Consider the following 20783-nt stretch of genomic DNA (forward strand, 5'->3'; position numbering starts at 1 on the left):
TATTTTTTACAAATAACTAGCAAATGTCCATGATCCCCTTTTTCTAACAGCATATGCTATTAAGGAACAAATAAAGGAGGAATTTTTTTGACATTAAAGATTATTGGACTCGCAAGTAATACAGACCAAATAATTTCAACTTCACCATCAGTTACTCGTTTATTCCATAAAGTACCTGAAACGATTAAAGGTATGTCAACTTACAAAATTGGAGCAAACGATTTTTTAAATGATTTAGGAGAAGTAGTTGAGCATCTACCTGAACTTAATTTAAACAATAACTATTTTCACGTTTTTGTGAATGGAGTATTACAAATGGACGATATTTTTGCTTACACTGCAGGTGAACAAGGGATTGGATCGTTAATTATCTCAATCCCAGAAGAAAGTCAAATATCTGCCGGTAGTCCAGTTGTTGTTGAAATTGTAAATTTCCACCCCAAAATAGGGAGTTGAAATAAGAATCTAAAGTAGGAAAATTATCCCTTACTTAACCGACAAAAAAGAATAACCTAGAGTTATATTTTTTTGCACTAGTTTTTTTACCATAAATTAGTATTATTTGAATTTCTCTTAGTAATTAATTAGTACTAGGAAAATCAAAATATAGGAGAGGTACGAATGAATAGACAAGAATTATTAGGAAATTATGATGCAATATTCAGTTTGGGAGATTTGTGCTTAACTTCCATTCAGTTAAAAAAACATCAGCTCCGGCCATATTCTGGAGTTTTTGACTGGGTAGCTACTCCAGATTTATCAAAAGTAAATATGTTGCTAAGAAACAGATTTTTTAACCTAATGAACTCTGATAATTTAAGAATTATAGGCCCTGCTGGGGATTCGATGATTTGCGTTTCCGATGATTATTATCACTTTGTATCGAATCATGATTTTGGAACGGATAAGAACTCTTTAACCCACATAGGTTCTTACGACGACGTGATGGAAAAGTATAATCGACGTATAGTACGATTTCTAAATAAAATGGAATCATCCAAACGCATTCTTTTTGTAAGAACTGAAGGCAGTTTTGAAGACGTAGCAGTATTGCAATCTGTATTACAAGGTTTAGTTAAAAACGATTTCAGTATTTTACTCATCAATCATGAAAATGTAAATGGGATTGTTGAAAAGAATTGGCCACTTTCCAATGTATATGCAGTCGAGTTCCCTAATGTTGATATATGGGAAGGTAACCATCAACTTTGGGATGAAATTCTTAAAGGTATTAATCTTGAATAGTAAACAAAAATACGTTTATAGTGCTGTAGGAGGGCCTATATGTTTAACAACTCTACTATATTAGTGACAGGGGGGACTGGTTCTTGGGGAATTGAATTAATTCAGCAACTCCTTAATTTCCATCCCAAAAAAATAATCATATACTCAAGGAATGAGAATAGCCAAGTTGAATTAAAGAGAAAAATAAATAACGATCGCCTACTTTTTTTTATTGGTGATATACGTGATAAAGAAGCTCTGTTAGCCGCTACAAAAAATGTCGATTTCACTTTTCACCTGGCAGCACTTAAACATGTTCCTATTTGTGAAGAGAATCCTTTGGAATCGATTAAAACTAACATACTTGGTACACAAAATGTAATTGATGCTTCAATTGAAAATAATGTAAAAAAAGTGATTTACGTGTCTACTGATAAGGCTGCTAATCCAGCTAATATTTATGGAATGACAAAATCACTTGGAGAAAAACTAATAATTGGGGCAAATATAAAGAAGGCTAGTACGCAATTTTTATGTGTTAGAGGCGGAAATGTATTGGGAAGTAGTGGAAGTGTACTTCCACTTTTTCAAAAGCAAATTTCTGAATTAGGGGAAATTCATATAACGGATAAGGAGATGATCCGATATTTTATTTCTCCAAAAGAAGCTATTTTAAATTTGTTAAAAGCGACACGAATTTCTCAAGGTGGGGAAATTTTCATCATGAATATGGATGCTTTCAAAATAATTGACTTAGCTGAAGTGCTTATCCAGCATTCAGGTAGGAAGGATATTAAAATTAAAGAAATTGGAGCAAGACCAGGTGAAAAGCTAAAGGAAGTGCTAATAGCAGATACCGAAAGAGGGTCTACATTTATCTTAGATGATGACCTCTTTATAATTGCACCTTATTTAAAAGAATCTTCTTTAGCCCCTCTTACAGAAAAAGCCCCCCCACTATTGACTAAAGATGGTATTAGGAAAATGCTTGAAAAGGGGAATTTCATTTAACTCCAGTAAACTAATCTCCTTACAATGATAAAGAGATAAGCCTTTAACTAAGGTTTATTTCTTTATCATTTAATTATGGTTTGAGGACTGAATTTTGCCGTTTCAAACCGCATTTATAGTATATAAATATGATTTATTGAGAAGAGTTTTTTTGGGACAATGAAATTTCTTACGGAAATGATTATAAATATATACCAGCGACATCTGAGGCAATCCCTGCCGGTGTGAAATTTAACGATCCAGAAATTAGGGTTGCACTTTCAATGGATACCGCTACAAGCTTGATTGCATGCAGTCAAGCTATGGGTACGTCTATTAGAGAGATGTTGCTTTGATGTATGTACAATTCCATTTAAGCAAAGTTCAAATTGGAGCGAAATTATTACGACTTAATAAAGAAAAAGGCTGGTTTGTTCTTCCTCAATTACATGTAGACTATCCAGAAAACTAATGAGTGAATTAATATCGTTAAGGTTTGTGAGAATTGTAAAAAGGAAATAAAACGTGAGGATATCGTTAAAGCATATGAATACGCTAAGAATAAATTTGTCGACCCTAACTATTAGGATCTTGAGCGTTTAAAGAAAGTAAATAAGGATAAAGCAGTTGAAATCATCGACTCTATAAATTTACTTGGAAAAAAGCGAATAATAATACAGTAACAGCAATCGATAGACAAAAAGCAATACCAGACAATATCACGGATCTATGACTTCACTCCAGGCATCATTAAGGCTTAGATGAAAAAGCCAACAACCCGAAAAAGAACAACAAAAGATAAAACCTCTTAACGTAAAAAAGCGATCCACTCTTAATTTGAGTAGAACGCTTTTTTGGGGGGTTCTTTTATTATGTTATTTGAATTGAATTTTTATGTGATTAAATATTCAATTTTTCCTTTGGGATCGCTGTTCCCTTGTAAAATCTTATTAATCCTTTCCCTAATAGATAGCATAATAACAAAACTATTTCTTTGTTACCTTAACCATAATTTTAGAACCTGTTGAGGTGAATACAACATTACCATTTTTATCAGTACGATAGATTTTTGCCTTTTTTGTTTTAACCGTTTTAGAGTAGCTGGTGTAGGGTGTCCATTGCCATTTGTAGAGCTTACACTAATCACAGCATAGGTTGTAAAAAACTCAATGTAGTGGCTTCTTTTGCCCCATGATGACTTACCTTCAGTACTTCTACTTTAGATAGAACACCTGCATTCAGCGTCTCCAGTAAAGAGGAATTTCTTTTTGTTATGTGTGAGCTGAAGTACGGCACTCCATCTTTTAAATCAGATGGAATGTAAGTTGTAACTGGACCTAAGAATTTGAGTGTAATGTTTTTTGCTTTCGAAGGGATTGTTACTCCGTTTTTGACTAAATTAATTTTAAGGCTTTCTTTTTAACGGCAGTTAGAAAGTTTTTATATGCAATTGTCGTATGTGAAACTTTTGGCTTTTATGTATCGATTACTTCAGCTAATCCACCTACATACTCCGCTTCCGGATGAGTTGAAACAACTGCATTTAATGTTTTTACTTTCTGTTTCTTTAAATACTCTACTACTTCATCTCCTTGCCCAACATCAATAACGTGAACTTTCACATTGCTTGCTGCTTCAGCCGATGGAACACTAATGAATAACGAAGCAGACAATGAGAAAATCAATAATAGATTAATTTTCTTCACTATGTACCTCCAAAATTTCGGTTATTTAATTACCCTTCCTAGCAATACAACAAAAACAAGGTAGATGAAGTGATTATAAATAAAAAGCCCACACAATATACTGTGTGGGCTGGTTGCATTTATCTATTAGCGACGTTTTTGACGGTTACGTAAAAATGTCGGAATATCTAAAGTATCATCTTGAGTTTGCACTTGTTGTGTTTGACGCACTGGCTCTTGATGTATTTTCACTTCTTCTTGTCTTACTTCACGTCCCTGTTGTTGAGGTGCAGCAGTAACTGCTGGGCGACCAGCACCAATACCACCTCGTCCTGCAGAGCGCGGATCAAGATGTACTTCATCATCTGAGAAGCCCGTCGCAATAACTGTTACGATGATTTCATCTTTCAAGTTATCATTAATAACCGCACCGAAGATAATGTTCACATCTTCATCCGAGGCAGCTGATACGATATCAGCAGCATCCCCTACTTCATAAAGACCAAGGTTTGAACCACCAGTCATATTCATAAGGACACCTTTTGCACCATGAATCGATGTTTCAAGCAACGGACTTGAAATCGCTTTTTTGGCAGCTTCTATTGCACGGTTTTCACCAGATGCAATACCAATTCCCATTAGTGCGGAACCTTTATCAGACATAATCGATTTAACGTCTGCAAAGTCTAAGTTGATAAGACCTGGTGTCGCAATCAAATCAGAAATACCTTGTACTCCTTGACGAAGAACATTATCTGCTTCACGGAACGCTTCTAGCATAGGCGTGTTTTTATCTACAATTTCAAGCAAACGATCATTTGGAATAACGATTAATGTGTCAACCGCTTCTTTCATGGCAGTAGTACCACCAAAACCTTGTGATTGACGTTTACGACCTTCAAAAGTAAATGGACGTGTTACAACACCTACTGTTAAAGCGCCTAAATCATGCGCAATTTGAGCGATTACAGGCGCTGCCCCAGTACCAGTACCGCCACCCATACCTGCAGTAACGAATACCATATCTGCACCGCTTAATGCTTCTTCAAGCTGTTCTTTGCTTTCTTCAGCAGCTTTTTTCCCCACTTCAGGATTTGCTCCTGCACCTAAACCACGTGTCAATTTACTACCAATTTGTAATTTCACATCAGCTTTTGAAAGTTTAAGTGCCTGTGAATCCGTATTTACGGCAATGAATTCTACACCTTGAACACCATGTTCGATCATTCGATTGACTGCATTATTACCTCCGCCACCAACGCCGATAACTTTAATAACTGCTAGTTGATCGATCTCTGTATCAAATTCTAACATCTCTATTCCTCCTAATTCAGCTCATTATGTGTAGAGAAAGCCGCCTTTTTTATTCTAAAAATTTGGTTAAGAAATTCCGAACCTTACCAACTACGCCTTCTTTTTGCTCATGGGTATCATAAGTAGCTGGCGTTTTTGTATTTGACTCTTGATTTTGAATTGGTCCTAGCGGTTTGTCATCACTGTAATCTCCTAGAAATTGAGATTCCATATATGCATAACGAATTAAGTTTACTGCTGATGTATATTCAGGTTCCCTAACACCTATATATTCAGGCGTATAAACTCGTACTCTCGTTTGTAACACATGACGAGCTAGTTGAGAAATACCCTCTAGTTTAGCAACGCCACCAGTTAACACTACGCCACCTGGTAAATCTTGAATACCCATCCGATATAGCTCATCGATGATCATGTCGAATAATTCTTCCAGTCGAACACCGATAATTTCGGATATATATCTTTGACTAAATTGTTCCTTCGTATCTGCACCAATAACCGGTACTTCAAATAGTTCATCTTCTGAAGCATCGTCATAAAATGCATGCCCGTAGTCTATTTTAATCTTTTCAGCTTGTTCTGTCGGTGTTTTTAAAACGATTGATAAATCTTTCGTAATATGTTCCCCACCTACTGGAATAACTGCTGTGTGTGTGAAATGTTCATCTTTGAAAATGGCAATTGTTGTTGAACCACCACCAATATCAATAAATGCCGTTCCTCGGTTCTTTTCATCTTCTGTTAATGCAAATTCACCTGCAGCAAGTGACTGTAAGTAAATTTGTTGAATATCCAAACCCGCTTTTTCAACACAGCGGAGTACATTATGAAGGACCGTCTTTGAAGTTGTGACTAAGGTACCGTCCATTTCAAGTCGGATACCAATCATACCGCGAGGGTCTTTAATTTCATCTAAATTATCTACAATAAATTGTCTAGGAACTAAATTGACTAGCTCTCTTTCTGGCGGAATTGACATCACTTGTGCCGATTCCAATACGCGATCTAAATCCTCATCGCCTATTTCACGGTTATCACTATTAACTGCAACGACACCTTTAACAGGTTGCAGCATTGCCTGATTGGCAGGGATCCCTAAAATTACTTTATTGATAGACATCCCTATCATTCTCTCGGCTTGATCGACCGCTTTTTTAATAGATTGTACTGTAGCATCTATATCTACAATACTCCCTTTTCGAATGCCAGTAGATTTTACATTCCCGACTCCTATTACATGTAAAGTCTCATTATTTACTTCACCAATAACGACCTTAATGGATGATGATCCTATATCTAGTGATACGTATAATTCTGAGTGATTCAATCTGTGGCACCTCCTTCAACAACTCTTATCAATATTCTATTGTAAATTGAGTAACTTGTCTAAATAAATTCCTGTTTTTTCGAAAAAATTCCTTCTATTGGACTGTTTCTTCGGATTTTTTTGCTTTTTTATCGTTCCATTTTGATAATAATATCCTTCTAATGATTGCGATATTTTGAAAAAGTCGAACTCCGAAAGCAAAAACAGCTGCTAAATATAAATCTACCCCTAAATGAACTCCTAAAAATGCTAACCCTGCAGCTAGTGCAATATTGAAGAAAAAGCCTGTAACGAATACGTGATCATCATACACTTGTTGCAATTGTGCTCTTATACCACCGAAAATGGTATCCAAAGCTGCTAGTACAGCAATCGATAAATAACTTTCATAAACGATGGGTATTTCAATATCAGTTAACAAACCAAGGGAAATACCAAATAGTAAACCTAGTAACGGTAACCACAAACTCTATTCCCCCTTTTTCGTTTCTGATAAAAATTTATTTTCAAAAGATCTATCATATGCATCTAAAGCTAACTTTTTCTGGGGCTCTCCAATCGACAAAGTTAAATTATCGATATAAAATTCATCCGCGATTGACGAAGCTTCCAAGTAACTTGCAAGCTTTTTTGCATCCGCCAAAGTACTCGTACTAATTATTAGCGAAAATGGCGGAGTTCGAACGGCCAAACTATTAACAGTAGTTTGTCCATTAATATCACGAATTGCCGTTGTTTGAACGATACGCTTGCCATCAATTACAACCGCATTGCCTTTAAAACGATTAATATCATTGACTAGCTTTACCATTAAGTCCGGCGAAATATTTGGCACTTCTTGTCCTAACGCCTTAGCCTCCATTGCAGCATCAACACTTAGTACTAAGCCTGGCGATTTAATCACCGTTAAACCCGCTTCTTGCTTCAACTCTTGAACTGTCTCCCTTAATACACGATCTGGACTATCATTGTTTAAATTATCGTATTTACTAATCGTCGTATTCAAAGACCTAATATTCGCTAACAGTTCTGAATGGCGTTGCTTTTCAAGCGATAATTCCCGGCGAATATCCCATAGATCACGCGTATCACGTTGTTTTGGATTTTTCACCGTGTTATATTGCATCGCTAACATAAATCCAATGATGAACAGTACGATGATGAATGGTGTATTCATTTTACGCTTCAATATGTCGCCTCCTCACTAGATTCTATTAAGAATTCCCTTGGACGGCTGGCATGATCAGCTCCTTGCTACTATCAATCACCACAACGATATTATCATCAATGAGTTGGTCATAAACGCCGCCTGCTAGTGTTAACCCTGCGGATAATACTTTAGGGTCACCTACTGCCTCAATGATAAACGGTGCTGGAAATTGATCATCATCAATCGTAATAACCGGCCCATTACATTTAATATAGGAATTAGCTTCCAAGCGATGCCCGTTAATTGCAATAGCTTGTGCTCCGGAAATCTTTAATTCATTTAACACTTTAAAAACATGACTTTCATGAACAATATAGTCATTCGGATTAACTGATTTTGGATTATATTCAGCATCTTGCAATGTTACAGTAACACCTGAACCTTGACCAGGAATCTTGCCAAGCATAAGACGTAAATTATCTGCCTGCTTCACTAAATTTCTAGACCCTTCTTTACTACCCGAAAAATCTTGTTCATAATCCTTTATTTTTTGTTGTAGTTGTAACTTTTCCTCTTCAAGCTCTTTGTTACGTTCTTGTTGAACAATCAAGTTTTCTCGTAATTGTTCTTTTCTTTCAAAATCAGAAGAGTTTATTTCAATCATCGTATTGTCTTTTGTTTTGGCGGTATTATAGGCATATGAAAAAAGAAAACCTAGTACAATTGAAACGATCAGAAAGGCAAATTGATGTTTAACAGATTGGCGTTTTTTACTTGCCTGCTGTTTGGTCATCTATTTCCTCCTCTTTAGCCTGCTCGCCATATTCACTCGTATACGAGCGGTAGAACGAACCGACTTCTAAGTCAATAACCCCTTTTTCACCTTTTTTGACTTGAGAAATGATAGAAGGATAATACTTCAATTTTTCTGCTAATGTCGTAATGGTTGCACGTACTTCAAAGCCGTCATTCATAAATAAGCGAATCGCATACGGATTGGATTTCGTTGGAATTGCGTTCACTTGAGAAATTAAGGTCATCAATTCCTCATCAACCTTGTCCAATTGTTTAATTATTTTCAGTAATAAATCCTCTTCTTTAAAGCCAACTAAAATGGGTAAATTCATTTCTCGTGGTAATTCATCTAAGTTGTAAATTACGCCATTTTGCAATACAAGATTATACCGATCACCCTGCTTAATAAAAGTTTTTTTGTCATACTCTTTCACTTTTATGGTCACAGTGTTTAACCAATTCCGTTCAACTGTAACACTCTCGACCCAATTTTTCTTTTGAATGGACGCTTCAACATTTTTTAGTTTAAAGTCCCATAATGAATCGCCGACACGGATCGTACTAACCTTTGAATAGTATTCCGCATTTTTTAAATGCCCGCCAGAAACTTCAATTTTGTTAATATGACTTAAAGATGATTGAAAATAAAGAAGTGCCAGTAAGATGATGCCGAATATGGCTAGCAATATCGTAAACCGCAGATTCGTCCGTTTCTTACGACGCTCACGAAGCGTTGGTATACGTTCTTCTATATCTATAATTTTCTCCATACTGTACACTCCTTCCTCTTTTATTTAAATTCTTTTTGTAAAATTCCAAATAACCCCGACTACTAGCCATGCGGACATTAACGATGATCCTCCATAGCTGATAAAGGGTAAGGTCACACCTGTTACAGGTAATAAGCCCGAAACAACCCCAATATTTAGGAAAGCTTGAAAGCCAAGCATACTAATCAATGCCGCTACACTGTAAAAGTAGCTTAATTGTTGCGTTCTGACCGCCAAAGCATAACCTGCGTACAAAGCAACCCCAAAGGTTATAACGATCAATGACGCGCCTATAAAGCCCGTTTCTTCAGCAATGATTGAAAAGATGAAATCATTTTGTGGTTCGGGTAAATATAAATACTTTTGACGACTATTACCAAAACCATGTCCAAACAACCCAGCTGGACCTATAGCAAGAAGTGATTGAATTGCCTGGAAGCCACTACCTAAAGGGTCTGACCATGGATCTAAATACGCTTCAATACGCTTTAATCGATACGGAGCTGAAATGATTAAACCAACTAAACCGCTTACGCCAACCATCATAAGAAAGACGTAAAATCGAATTGGATAACCTGCTATAAAGAGTAAAGCAAAAGCAGAGACGATTATTATAAAAGCAGAACCAAAATCAGGCTGTAGCATAATAAGCGCTACCGGTAATAACATCCATACAAAATGGTTGAGTTGAATTGTCCGCTCACTACTTTTCTTACGTGCTAACACGAAGCTTAATTTCACAAGCATCGCAATTTTGGCAAACTCAGCAGGTTGAATACTTAGTGGGCCTAAATCAATCCAGCTTTGAGAACCATTCCGCTGAGCCCCTACCCCAGGGATCAATACCGCAATCAATAACACAAGGGAAAATATGTACAGTATCGACCAACTTTTTTCCATTCTTAGGAGGGTACTATTGGAAACAGCATAAAATGCGGAGACCGCCACACCTAAATAGATTAGTTGCTTGAAAAGAAAAGGGGCTGTATTACCATAATGTACTTTGCCCCAATAAGTTCCTGCAGAATAGACGAAAACAATGCCTGTCAATGTTAATAAAATGACTGCACTCATAAATAGCGTGCGTTCACGTTGATTCAGCTATGGCATCCTTCCTGTTGTTCAAAATTTACTTACAACTTCATAGCAGCTTCGATGAACTTATCACCGCGTATTTCAAAAGTTGGGTATTGATCCCAGCTTGCGCATGCTGGAGATAGTAAAATGACATCTCCCTCATTTGATAAATTCGCTGCTTGTTCAACACCTGACTCCATTTGATCTGCATGGGCTATTTTCTCAACGCCACACGATTTTGCAAATTCCGCAAATCGACCGGCTGTTTCCCCCGTTACTACAACCGCATGCACATTACTCATATGTGGACGTAATTCTTCAAATGAATGGCCGCGATCTAAACCACCTGCTAGTAATACAATCGGCTGATTAAATGCTGCTAATGCACTGCGAGTAGCTAGTGCGTTCGTCGCTTTTGAATCATTAAAGATTTTACGACCTTGCCATTCCCGAACAAATTGAGTACGGTGTTTAACACCTGTGAATGATGATAATACATGCTCCATTTTAATTTTCGGACATTCCATAATAATAGCCGCTGCAACTGCTACTAAAACATTTTCTAAATTATGTTGTCCTGGGAGAGCAATAATACTACGTTCAATAAACGGCTTGCCTAACCAATAAATCATGTCATCATCTGCACTAATTCCTAAGTAGTTAATACCATTTGTTGTGAATGGAATTTTATGTGCATTTGATTTACTCGCGTACTCTGCAACAATTTTTTGATCTGCATTGTAGATTAAATAATCTGTTGCATCCTGATTACGTGTAACGCCAAACTTAGCATCTCCGTAACCTTTCATCGAACCATGATAGTCAATATGTGCTTCGTATAAATTCGTCCAAATTGCAATTTTCGGCTTAAATTGTTCTGTCCCCATTAATTGGAATGAAGATAATTCTGTGACAATTACATTATCCTCCGTAGCATCTTCAGTGACAGAACATGCCACTGTACCAATATTTCCTGCAATTAGAGGATTCAAACCACCTTGATTTAAAATATGATACAGCAAAGTAGTCGTAGTTGTTTTACCATTAGAACCCGTAATACCAATGATTGGCGCCTTACTAATTAAATAAGCAAGTTCTACTTCGGTCCATACTGGAATGCCACGTTTCACAGCATCTGCTACTAAAATGTTTGTATAAGGAATTCCTGGATTTTTCACAACTAATTCGAAGCCTTCATCCAATAAATCTTCTGGATGACGACCACAAATCACTGTAATACCTTGTTTTAAAAGGCGTTGTGCATCTTGATTTTCTTCAAACGGTTTAGCGTCGTTGACAGTGACGAATGCACCCATTTTATGCAGTAATTCTGCTGCTGCAACACCGCTTTTAGCTAACCCTAATACAAGTACTTTTTTATGTTCCATCATAGTTAAGCTTTTCATTTCAAGACCTCCGGAACCACTGCGATCAACGCTGCAACTAATGCTGTTAACCAGAAAGTTAGAACGATACGCCATTCAGACCAACCTGATAGCTCGAAATGGTGATGTAGTGGACTCATTTTAAAAATTCGTTTACCAGTTAATTTAAAGCTTGCCACTTGTAAAATAACGGATAATGTTTCGAGTACAAAGATAATACCAACCAATAATAACAACACTTCGTGACCAACTAATACAGATAGCATCGCAAGTGCCCCACCTAAAGCAAGTGAACCTGTATCGCCCATAAAAACCTTCGCCGGGTTGGCATTAAACATTAAGAAACCAAGTAATGCACCTGTTACAGCAAACGCGAAAATGGCGATATCAATTTGATTATTAACAAGTGCTAATACACCAAATGCAGCAAAAGCAATGGAAGCAGTACCTGATACAAGACCATCTAAACCATCTGTTAAGTTGACCGCATTAGAGAATCCTACTAACCAGAAGATTAAAAATAAAACATAAAAGCCACCTAATTCTAAGGCAAAGTTACTAAATGGAAGATGAATTATATTTTGAAAAGCTCCTAAGCCTAATAAGAAATAAGCGGCAATCGAAATAATAATTTGTCCGATTAACTTTTGTAACGATGTTAAACCTAGATTACGTTTGAAAATAATTTTAAGACCATCGTCTAAAAAACCGATTAAACCAAAGCCGAATAAGACGAGAATTAATACAACAGTTTGTGAAGTAAGGGCATCATTTAGATAACCTAACACAATTGTTGTAGCGATAATGGCGAATAAAAATATAACTCCGCCCATCGTTGGTGTTCCCGCTTTTTTCTGATGTGATTTTGGTCCTTCTTCTCGAATACTTTGACCAAATTTCATTCGACGTAATAACGGAATAACAGCAGGTGCTGTAATAGCCGTTAAGAAGAATGAAATGGCCAAAACGATTAAAGTTGTTGCAATTGTCATGAAAATTCTCCTTCTAAACCTTCTTTAGTACATGTACTATCATAGTATTTTCAATTCTATTTTTAAAGACTAACTCACGCTATTTTTCTAAATAAACGTGAATTATGCCATCTAGTGCGATTTGTGATTCTGCTTTTGGCAATTGAGAGGCAATTTTGGAGCCATTTCCATGCCATTCTATACGAAACGGATATTGCATTTTTGTGATATCCTCTTTTTTCTCACCTACCAGATTAGGTACGCGCACTTTCTCAACATCTCCCCAGCGATAGGGCTTTTCTAATTGTCCCTGACGTTCTTTAATCCCCACTTTTTCATGAACATCCTCAATGATTTGCCCTACAATCGGTGCTGCTATGACACCACCGAATTGAGTTGCGTTCTTCGGATTATCGATAGCAACATAAACAACGATCTGTGGATCATCTGCTGGTGCGAAGCCAATAAAGGATACGATGTACTCGCCATCCTTATAACGCCCATCTTCAACTTTTTGAGCCGTCCCTGTTTTACCTCCAATACGAAGGTGATCTCTAAAAGCATTACGACCAGAGCCATAAGCGACGACCGATTCCAATGCTTCACGGACTTTTTTAGACGTTTCAGGTTTAATGACTTGGCGTTTCTTTTCAGGCTGATAACTTTTCAATACTTTACCCGTATCGGCATCGATTAAATTTTTGACTATATAGGGCTTGTATAGTGTACCCCCATTAATAGCTGCTGCTACTGCCTGGACTTGTTGGATCGGTGTGACAGAGATGCCCTGACCAAAAGAAGTTGTGGCATGCTCTACAGGACCATATCCCTTTTCGGAAAATAATATCCCTGTAGATTCCCCTGCCATATTCGAACCTGTTACTTGGCCAAAGCCAAAATCACGAGTATATTGTTGAAGCTTTTTAGGCCCTATTCTTCTCCCAAGTTCAATAAAGCCTGGGTTACAAGAGTTCTGAACAACTTCTAAAAAAGTTTCATCTCCATGTCCTCTACGCTGCCAACAACGTAATTTAGCACCTTCCACCATCGAGTAACCTGGATCATAAAAATGTTCCTTTTCTAAATCAACTACACCTTCCTCTAAAGCTGCACTTAATGTAATGATTTTAAATGTAGAACCCGGCTCATATGTCATCCACACCGGTAAGTTTCTGTTATAAATAGTGGAATCGACTTTGGCAAATGCGGAGGGATGGAAGGTTGGGTAAGATGAGAGTGCTAATATTTCGCCCGTTTTTGGATTCATTGCAATAGCCATAGCTTGATCTGCCTCGTATTTCACCATCGCCTGTGCAAGTTCACGTTCTACGACCTTTTGAACATCGACATCGATAGTTAGTTCCATTGTCGCTCCGTCTTTCCCTTCCTTCCAACTATCTTGAACATGGGGTAAAGATGCACCTTTTGCATCTGTAAATAGACGGATTGCCGAAGAATTGCCCATTAATAAATCATTATATTGGTATTCTAAGCCAGCTAAACCTTTGTTATCATAACCTGTGAAACCGATTAACCTAGCAAGTAGTTGATCATACGGATAATAACGTATGTAATCCAGCCCAGTATATAGCCCTGGGATATTTTTCTGTTGTATTTTTTCGGCGAGCTCATTAGAAATGTTTTTTGCCTCAGGTGCGATCTTGACGATAGAGACTCTTTGCGACATCTTTTTTGCCAAAGCTTCTTCATCTACTTTTAATAAATCTGCCAGCTCTTTTGCAGCTTTTTGAGGTTGTTCATTCTGTGCTGGCACAAAGTAAAGTGTAGGTGCGAGCTTATTACCGACAATCAGCTTGCCATTACGATCCACTATATTCCCTCTTAAACTAGAAACTGGTATTTCCCGATCCCAGCTTTCCTCGGCCCGTTTTGTCAACAGTTCATGTTGGATAAATTGTACATGTACTAATTTACCAATTAGCATGAGAAATAATACAAGAAAGACAATCCACATCCATCGCATTCTTTTTTTCGTTCTCTCTGTGGCCCACATTGCTCGACATATCACACCTTTTTTTCTTACAAAGTATGATATGACAAGCAGTACTATTCAAATTCTTTCAGAAATCACTTGAACTATTTATAATAATCCTCTGGTTTTTTCAATTTCAAACCGATTTTTTTGTTAGCATTTAGTGTTGTACCAGCTTTAATACTTTGCTTTTGCACGTACCCTTCACCTTTCATTTCTATATTGGCACCAGATATTGTTTGATACGTTAAGACGTCGCGGAGTGACCATCCTGTGAAATCAGGTATTTTCGACTCTCCATCCGTTTTCAAGAACACAGTACCACCTGATAGTACTTTGGATTTTTCTGCAGGGTATTGCGCTGTTATTTTATCACCATTACCTATGATGACCATTTGAACATTTTTTGTTGCAAAATCTTCTGCAACATCTTCAACAAGCTGCCCTTTATAATTGTCCATCGTTTTGGATTTTATTTTTTTGTTTTTCTCAGGCTTAATGTTTAAATATTTCAAGCTACTTTCCATAACTGTATTAAAAACGGCTGCTGTTGGCTCGGAGCCCGCTTGTGTTACAGAAAGTTTTGGCTTTTCTACAGCAATATATATGACCAGCTGTGGGTCATCTACAGGAGCCATTCCTAAAAATGAATATAGGAATTGATTTTTCCCCCAATAGTAACCACCAGATGCGTTCGGAATTTGTGCAGTACCTGTTTTACCTGACACTTCATATTCCTTACTCGCAAAGCTTTGACCTGTTCCTTTTTCACCTGTAATAGTGGTTGCTAAGATTTCTCTAACTTCTTTTGCCGTTTTTGCTGAAATAGGCTTACCTTTAATTATTGGCTTATTCTCTTTGACGATTTTTTTCGTATTTGGATTCACAATTTTATCTATTACATACGGTTGCATCATTTTACCATCGTTTGCAACAGCAGTAAGGGCTTGAATCAATTGAATAGGAGTTACTGTAGAACCTTGCCCATAAGTTGTTGTGACTCGGTTTATCGGCCATTTATCTAAAATTTGTCCGGTAGCCTCATTTGGTAGATCAATACCTGTTTTTTCACCAAAACCAAATTTTTTCATATAAGAAACAAAAGTATCATCACCAACTAGTTTTAATAAATGAGCCATACCTACGTTTGATGAACGTTGGATTCCTTCTAAATACGAAATTGGCCCCCAACCTACTTGGTTACTATCTCGAATTGTTCGATCAAGTACCGTATATTGACCTGATTGAAAAAAAGCATTTGGATGCCATTTACCTTCTTCAACCGCAGTTGCTAACGTAAATGTTTTCATTGTAGAACCTGGCTCTATCGTCAACTCTGTCAATTGGTTTAACCAGCTATTTTCAAGTCCAGAACCATCTTGTGGATTATAAGTTGGTCTTTGTGAGACAGCAAGAATTTCACCCGTTTTCGGATTTGCAACAACTGCTACCATCGAGTCAGGATTATACTTCTTATATACTTTGGACATTGAATCTTCTAAAAAGTTCTGAATCGTTTTATCAATTGTTAAATAAACATCATTACCATTTTGGGCAGGTTTGACCATTTTATTACTATTTGGTAATAAATACCCCCACACATCACTTTTATAATTGACACTACCATTTGTACCTGATAATTCTTTGTTATAAATGGATTCCAGCCCCATTTTTCCAACGGTTTTTGAATCTCCGTCTTCCTGAGTCTCCCTTTGTGCTAAGCCAATTAAGTTTGATGCAAAAATGCCATTTGGATAAAATCGCTTCGTATTTTCCACAAAATTAATACCAGGAAGCTTTTCATTACTTAGTTTTTCCATTGTGCCATGGTTAATATTGCGGCCAGCAGCGCCAAATTCTACTTGCCGCAGTAAATTCCCCTGCGCATTTTTCTCTTTGGTATTTAACTTCTTCAATATATCTTCTTCACTCATAGAAATATATTTTGCTAATATTTTTGCAGTCTTCTCTTTATCTTCTACATGCATTAGGTTTTTTGTGCCTTCAGAAGCATCTGGACTAATAACAGCTACTAAACGATAGTTAATTGTATCCTTGGCAATAGTCTGTCCTTGGCGATCAAGGATATTCCCTCGATTCGCTGTAATTACTTTGGACTTTTCATATTTTGCTGCAGCTTTTGCAGCTAATACTTGCCCCTCTACTTGTCCAGAAGCTTGGATGATAAATATGCGTAAAAACATAGCAAAAAAGAGCCCTCCATAAACGATTAACATTAGAAAGGCTCCCCATTGAAATCGAAACTTTCTCTTCATTGTCCAGTCACTACTTTCACGTTTTTTTCGTTTAGCTTCAAGCCTAAATCCTTCGCTTTATTCCAAATACGTTCATATGTAGAGAGTTCACTCACTTCGATGGACAATTCCGCATTTTGTTTCTTCGTTTCATCAATTTTCTTTTCAATTTTTTGAATCTCTATAGATGTCGTATTAAGCGCAGATTGAGTATTTAAATTCATAACTGCCATTAACGCGATTGCTGTAACCATGGCCACAAGGAGAAATTTTTCCCCCTTAGATAATATTCTTTTGGAAGGACTGATTTTTGGCTGCTGGACGGTCCTCTCCGGTACTTTTGGCTGTGGCTGCTGGATGTACGTTTGCTGTTGTTGCCGATTAAGCAGTGCCATTTAATCACTTCCCTTTTTCTTTTATTTTTTCTGCGATTCGTAATTTTGCTGAGCGAGCACGATTATTTTCTTCAAGCTCTTGTTCAGAAGGTAGTATTGGTTTACGTGTAACGAGTTTTATTCCTGGTGCTAATTCAGGCGGAATAACAGGTAAACCTGGTGGTAATTCAGGTAATGAAGATGCTTCTTTGAAAATCGTTTTACATAATCGGTCTTCTAATGAATGGAAAGTAATCACACTAACTCGTCCACCTACATTAATGACTTCTAGTGCTTGCAGTAGCGAATCCTCCGCAGCTCCTAGCTCATCATTTACCGCAATACGGATTGCTTGGAATACACGTTTTGCTGGATGTCCACCTTTACGTCTTGCTGCAGCTGGAATCCCTTCTTTTATTAAGTCTACTAATTCACCAGTCGTTGCAATTGGGCTTGTCTTTCTAGCTTCTTCAATTTTTCTGGCGATTTGTTTTGAAAATTTTTCCTCACCGTAACGGTAGAAAATACGAATAAGGTCTCCGTAAGACCATTCGTTGACAACATGAAATGCGGAAAGTTCAGCAGTTGTATCCATTCTCATATCAAGTGGCGCATCTTGATGATAACTAAAGCCGCGTTCTGCATTGTCTAATTGAGGAGATGATACGCCTAAATCATATAAAATCCCGTCAACTTTACTTATTCCTAATGCTTCTAGTTCTTCCTTTAAATAACGGAAGTTCGAATGTACGAACGTTATCTTATCTAAATATGGTGCTAATCTTTCTTTAGCATTTTCAATGGCTGTTGTATCCTGATCGAAGCAAATAAGTCTACCTTCTGACGATAATTGACTAACTAAATATTCACTGTGACCAGCGCCACCTAAAGTACAATCTACATAAATGCCGTCAGGACGAACATTCAGTCCATCAACGGTTTCTTTCAATAATACAGTCGTATGATTAAACAAGGTTTGTCCCTCCTAGTTGTTTGTTATATATCAAAATCAATCATATTCTCAGCGATATCATTGAAGGATTCTTCGGACTCAGCAAAATAATTTTGCCAAGCCTCCTTGGACCAAATTTCAATACGATTAGAAACACCGAGCACTACACAATCCTTTTGAACATTAGCGTGTGTTAGTAAGTTACTTGGGATATTAATACGGCCTTGCTTGTCGACTTCTACCTCTGTTGCTCCTGAAAAGAAGAAACGAGTAAAAGCTCTAGCATCCTTCTTTGTGACAGGTAGTTGCTTTAGCTTTTCTTCCAGCTTGCGCCACTCTAAAATAGGATACCCGAATAAACAATTATCCAGTCCTCGAGTAATAACAAAGCCTTCCGCAAGATGTTCACGGAATTTAGCAGGTATAATCAAGCGGCCCTTCGCATCAATGCTATGTTGATACTCTCCCATGAACATACTTCTCACCCCACTATATGAAATTAATGTACCACATCCCCCCACATTCCACCACTAATTCCTTGTAATTTGAGGTCGTTTCCGTTAAAATGCGTAAATCGTCCTTATTGACATCATTTTTTCCACTAAATTATGCCTTTCCTCTTACAAATCTACTTTTTTCGCATTATTATTTCCGTAATTCCATTATAAAAAAATAGCATTTATTTGATTTTAATAACAAAAAAAAGCTATCTCAATTGAGATAGCTTTTTCGTCCTAAAAATAAGGTCTATTCATTTCAGTTTTTTTGTAAAAAAACTATAATTCCCCACTCCTATATTATACCAAAACCCAATATCTAGATTTATAAATAAATTGCTTTATGCAATTCATTCACTTCTAGTGGTAACTGTAAAATATCTTCAATCAATGTCATGCCATATTCATTCATAAATTGGAATGGATTAAATATACGTTCCTGTAAACTACCTTCTGGAATCAGCTGTCCATCCATCTCGTTGAACTTGCGAATAGCTACATCATGCTGAAGTAATACTTCCGCTTCTATTTTATGTAGCAAAAAGTCTAATTGGCTGTCATGGATACCCAGGTTTTTATTCACTAGTTTATCTAGTTGAATATGATTGTTATGCAAATGCTGTTGTAATGCGGCATATTGCTGCTGTAGCAAGTCCTTCGTATTTTTGATAGCATCTTTTGCATTGTCATCATATACTTTCGCTTTAAATGCTTGTTGCATATTTGCTACTTTGCCACTTAAAGCATCCGCTATTGTTACATCATGTTCTTCTAATAAATGCGCAACTTGACGATTAATAATTGTCATATTCATACGTGGTACAAAAACGGGTACCTTCATACCAAGTAATTCGAACGCGTCTTTTAATGTAGACCAATAAGCAAGCTCACCAGGTCCACCTACAAAAGCAAGGACCGGGAATACCATATCTTGCATAAGCGGTCTTGTCACCACATTATTGCTTAAACAGGCAGATTGCTCTGTTGCAAGCTGTAGCATTTCTGCTTTCGTAAACTGAACATTCGCCATATCGTTGACGAATTTGCCTTCCTGACGTTCTAATAAGAAGCGTTCTCCCTCTCTAACATAGAAAAGATTGGCATTTTCTTTCGTCGCACCTATTGGCGTACCATAACCATTTTCCGTCAATAGCGCCTCGCGGTTGGATACAACCTTTGCAATATCTTCAGAGTAATTGATTAACTTTTCGAAATAAGGGGCCTCATATGCGCGAAGTTTCGGATCTGCCGCATCTAATAGTAGTAAGCCTTCTTCTTTAAATAACCAATGCATTAGCTGAACGAAAAAGTCTGTATATGTATGGCTTTTCACAACTAGGGCATCAATTTTCACTATTAACTCTTCTGTATATGCTGTTTCACCGTATTGTTGGAATACATTTTTAATAAATTTTCGTGTATCTTCAATATCCAAGGCTGTAGCTGATGCCATTGTTTTTTTCTTTGAACGTTCTGGATGAATATGCTTTTGCAAGCGACCGTTTAGCGCTGTAAATGTATGGTTTATTTCATCAATATCATGGTCTTCACCAGCAATCCAAAATACCGGAACAACTGGGATACCTAGTTTTGCACGCTGTTCTCTAGCTAATAGTAAAACGGAGATGGCTTTATGAACCGAATATAAAGGCCCAGTTAATAAACCTGCTTGTTGCCCACCGACAACAACAACTGCATTTTGCTCTAATTCTTGTAAATGCATTTCCACTTTTGCCGATTTCTCAAGTGGCGCCATAAATTCGCGGATGACTGTGACAAGCTCCGGTCGACGAATGGGATGATTTTCTAAATCCTTTAAACGTTTTCCAAAAGATTGACTTTCATTTGCATAATGAAAGAATGATAAGATTGTTGATTTTTGATTACGATAATCTACCAATAATTGATTCGTTACCGGTACATCAATTTGCTCCAGTTTCATATTAGTATAAACTCCTCTTTATTGTTAACTACAACCGAGTATAGCATTTAAGCCTATTAGATTGAAAAAAATACGCTCGGTT

General features: G+C 37.1%; 20 protein-coding genes and 1 pseudogene. 5 read left to right on the forward strand and 16 right to left on the reverse strand.

Annotated features, from left to right (window positions below):
* The first annotated feature begins 87 nt into the window (after positions 1-87).
* From JFL43_RS06320 to JFL43_RS23415, 5 genes and pseudogenes are all read left to right on the forward strand, one after another.
* Positions 88-456, forward strand: a complete 369-nt coding sequence (locus tag JFL43_RS06320; protein ID WP_234447620.1) for a DUF4183 domain-containing protein — start codon at positions 88-90, stop codon at positions 454-456.
* A gap of 165 nt (positions 457-621) precedes the next feature.
* A complete protein-coding gene (locus JFL43_RS06325; protein WP_200748343.1) occupies positions 622-1245 on the forward strand; it encodes a DUF1796 family putative cysteine peptidase in 624 nt (207 codons plus the stop codon).
* A 39-nt stretch (positions 1246-1284) separates the two neighbouring features.
* The gene (locus JFL43_RS06330) at positions 1285-2235 is read left to right on the forward strand and encodes a polysaccharide biosynthesis protein (protein WP_200748344.1); all 951 of its coding nucleotides are present in this window, start codon (positions 1285-1287) and stop codon (positions 2233-2235) included.
* Positions 2236-2566: 331 nt separating this feature from the next.
* Positions 2567-2686 (forward strand): DUF3231 family protein, encoded by a 120-nt coding sequence (locus tag JFL43_RS22390; RefSeq protein WP_234447621.1) that lies wholly within the window; start codon positions 2567-2569, stop codon positions 2684-2686.
* Positions 2687-2693: 7 nt separating this feature from the next.
* Positions 2694-2867: pseudogene (locus tag JFL43_RS23415) on the forward strand (Ku protein); the annotation flags it as partial.
* Between the two features lie 822 nt (positions 2868-3689).
* On the opposite strand, the gene JFL43_RS22395 reads toward JFL43_RS23415, so the two are convergent.
* The 16 genes from JFL43_RS22395 to bshC form a co-directional block, all read right to left on the reverse strand.
* The gene (locus tag JFL43_RS22395; RefSeq protein WP_234447622.1) at positions 3690-3920 is read right to left on the reverse strand and encodes an MBL fold metallo-hydrolase; all 231 of its coding nucleotides are present in this window, start codon (positions 3918-3920) and stop codon (positions 3690-3692) included.
* A 126-nt stretch (positions 3921-4046) separates the two neighbouring features.
* Entirely contained in the window at positions 4047-5213 is a 1167-nt protein-coding gene (ftsZ, locus tag JFL43_RS06345; RefSeq protein ID WP_100796392.1) for a cell division protein FtsZ, read from the reverse strand.
* A 49-nt stretch (positions 5214-5262) separates the two neighbouring features.
* The gene (ftsA, locus tag JFL43_RS06350; protein WP_100796391.1) at positions 5263-6540 is read right to left on the reverse strand and encodes a cell division protein FtsA; all 1278 of its coding nucleotides are present in this window, start codon (positions 6538-6540) and stop codon (positions 5263-5265) included.
* A gap of 94 nt (positions 6541-6634) precedes the next feature.
* Positions 6635-7006, reverse strand: coding sequence for a small basic family protein (locus JFL43_RS06355; RefSeq protein ID WP_100796390.1), 372 nt, complete (start codon positions 7004-7006; stop codon positions 6635-6637).
* 3 nt (positions 7007-7009) lie between these two features.
* On the reverse strand, positions 7010-7729 hold the full coding sequence (locus JFL43_RS06360) for a DUF881 domain-containing protein (protein ID WP_100796389.1): 720 nt from the start codon (positions 7727-7729) through the stop codon (positions 7010-7012).
* A gap of 25 nt (positions 7730-7754) precedes the next feature.
* Entirely contained in the window at positions 7755-8483 is a 729-nt protein-coding gene (locus tag JFL43_RS06365; RefSeq protein ID WP_200748345.1) for a DUF881 domain-containing protein, read from the reverse strand.
* Positions 8461-9255: a cell division protein FtsQ/DivIB gene (locus JFL43_RS06370; protein ID WP_200748346.1), complete on the reverse strand. Its 795-nt coding sequence runs from the start codon at positions 9253-9255 to the stop codon at positions 8461-8463. The genes JFL43_RS06365 and JFL43_RS06370 overlap by 23 nt, the downstream gene beginning before the upstream one ends.
* Positions 9256-9279: 24 nt before the next feature.
* On the reverse strand, positions 9280-10329 hold the full coding sequence (gene ftsW / locus JFL43_RS06375; protein ID WP_100796386.1) for a putative lipid II flippase FtsW: 1050 nt from the start codon (positions 10327-10329) through the stop codon (positions 9280-9282).
* Positions 10330-10388: 59 nt separating this feature from the next.
* Positions 10389-11738, reverse strand: coding sequence for a UDP-N-acetylmuramoyl-L-alanine--D-glutamate ligase (gene murD / locus JFL43_RS06380; RefSeq protein ID WP_200748347.1), 1350 nt, complete (start codon positions 11736-11738; stop codon positions 10389-10391).
* Positions 11735-12709 (reverse strand): phospho-N-acetylmuramoyl-pentapeptide-transferase, encoded by a 975-nt coding sequence (mraY, locus tag JFL43_RS06385; RefSeq protein WP_100796384.1) that lies wholly within the window; start codon positions 12707-12709, stop codon positions 11735-11737. Before mraY ends, murD begins: the two co-directional genes overlap by 4 nt.
* A gap of 79 nt (positions 12710-12788) precedes the next feature.
* Positions 12789-14702, reverse strand: a complete 1914-nt coding sequence (locus tag JFL43_RS06390) for a stage V sporulation protein D (RefSeq protein ID WP_100796383.1) — start codon at positions 14700-14702, stop codon at positions 12789-12791.
* An 83-nt stretch (positions 14703-14785) separates the two neighbouring features.
* On the reverse strand, positions 14786-16918 hold the full coding sequence (locus tag JFL43_RS06395; RefSeq protein ID WP_200748348.1) for a penicillin-binding protein: 2133 nt from the start codon (positions 16916-16918) through the stop codon (positions 14786-14788).
* Positions 16919-16953: 35 nt separating this feature from the next.
* Positions 16954-17331 (reverse strand): cell division protein FtsL, encoded by a 378-nt coding sequence (ftsL, locus tag JFL43_RS06400; RefSeq protein ID WP_200748349.1) that lies wholly within the window; start codon positions 17329-17331, stop codon positions 16954-16956.
* 4 nt (positions 17332-17335) lie between these two features.
* Positions 17336-18283: a 16S rRNA (cytosine(1402)-N(4))-methyltransferase RsmH gene (gene rsmH, locus JFL43_RS06405; protein ID WP_200748350.1), complete on the reverse strand. Its 948-nt coding sequence runs from the start codon at positions 18281-18283 to the stop codon at positions 17336-17338.
* Positions 18284-18306: 23 nt separating this feature from the next.
* Entirely contained in the window at positions 18307-18738 is a 432-nt protein-coding gene (gene mraZ, locus JFL43_RS06410) for a division/cell wall cluster transcriptional repressor MraZ (protein WP_100796379.1), read from the reverse strand.
* A gap of 346 nt (positions 18739-19084) precedes the next feature.
* Positions 19085-20701 (reverse strand): bacillithiol biosynthesis cysteine-adding enzyme BshC, encoded by a 1617-nt coding sequence (bshC, locus tag JFL43_RS06415; protein ID WP_200748351.1) that lies wholly within the window; start codon positions 20699-20701, stop codon positions 19085-19087.
* Between the last annotated feature and the right edge of the window lie 82 nt (positions 20702-20783).

The sequence above is a fragment of the Viridibacillus soli genome, assembly GCF_016612995.1.
GTDB lineage: Bacteria > Bacillota > Bacilli > Bacillales_A > Planococcaceae > Viridibacillus > Viridibacillus soli.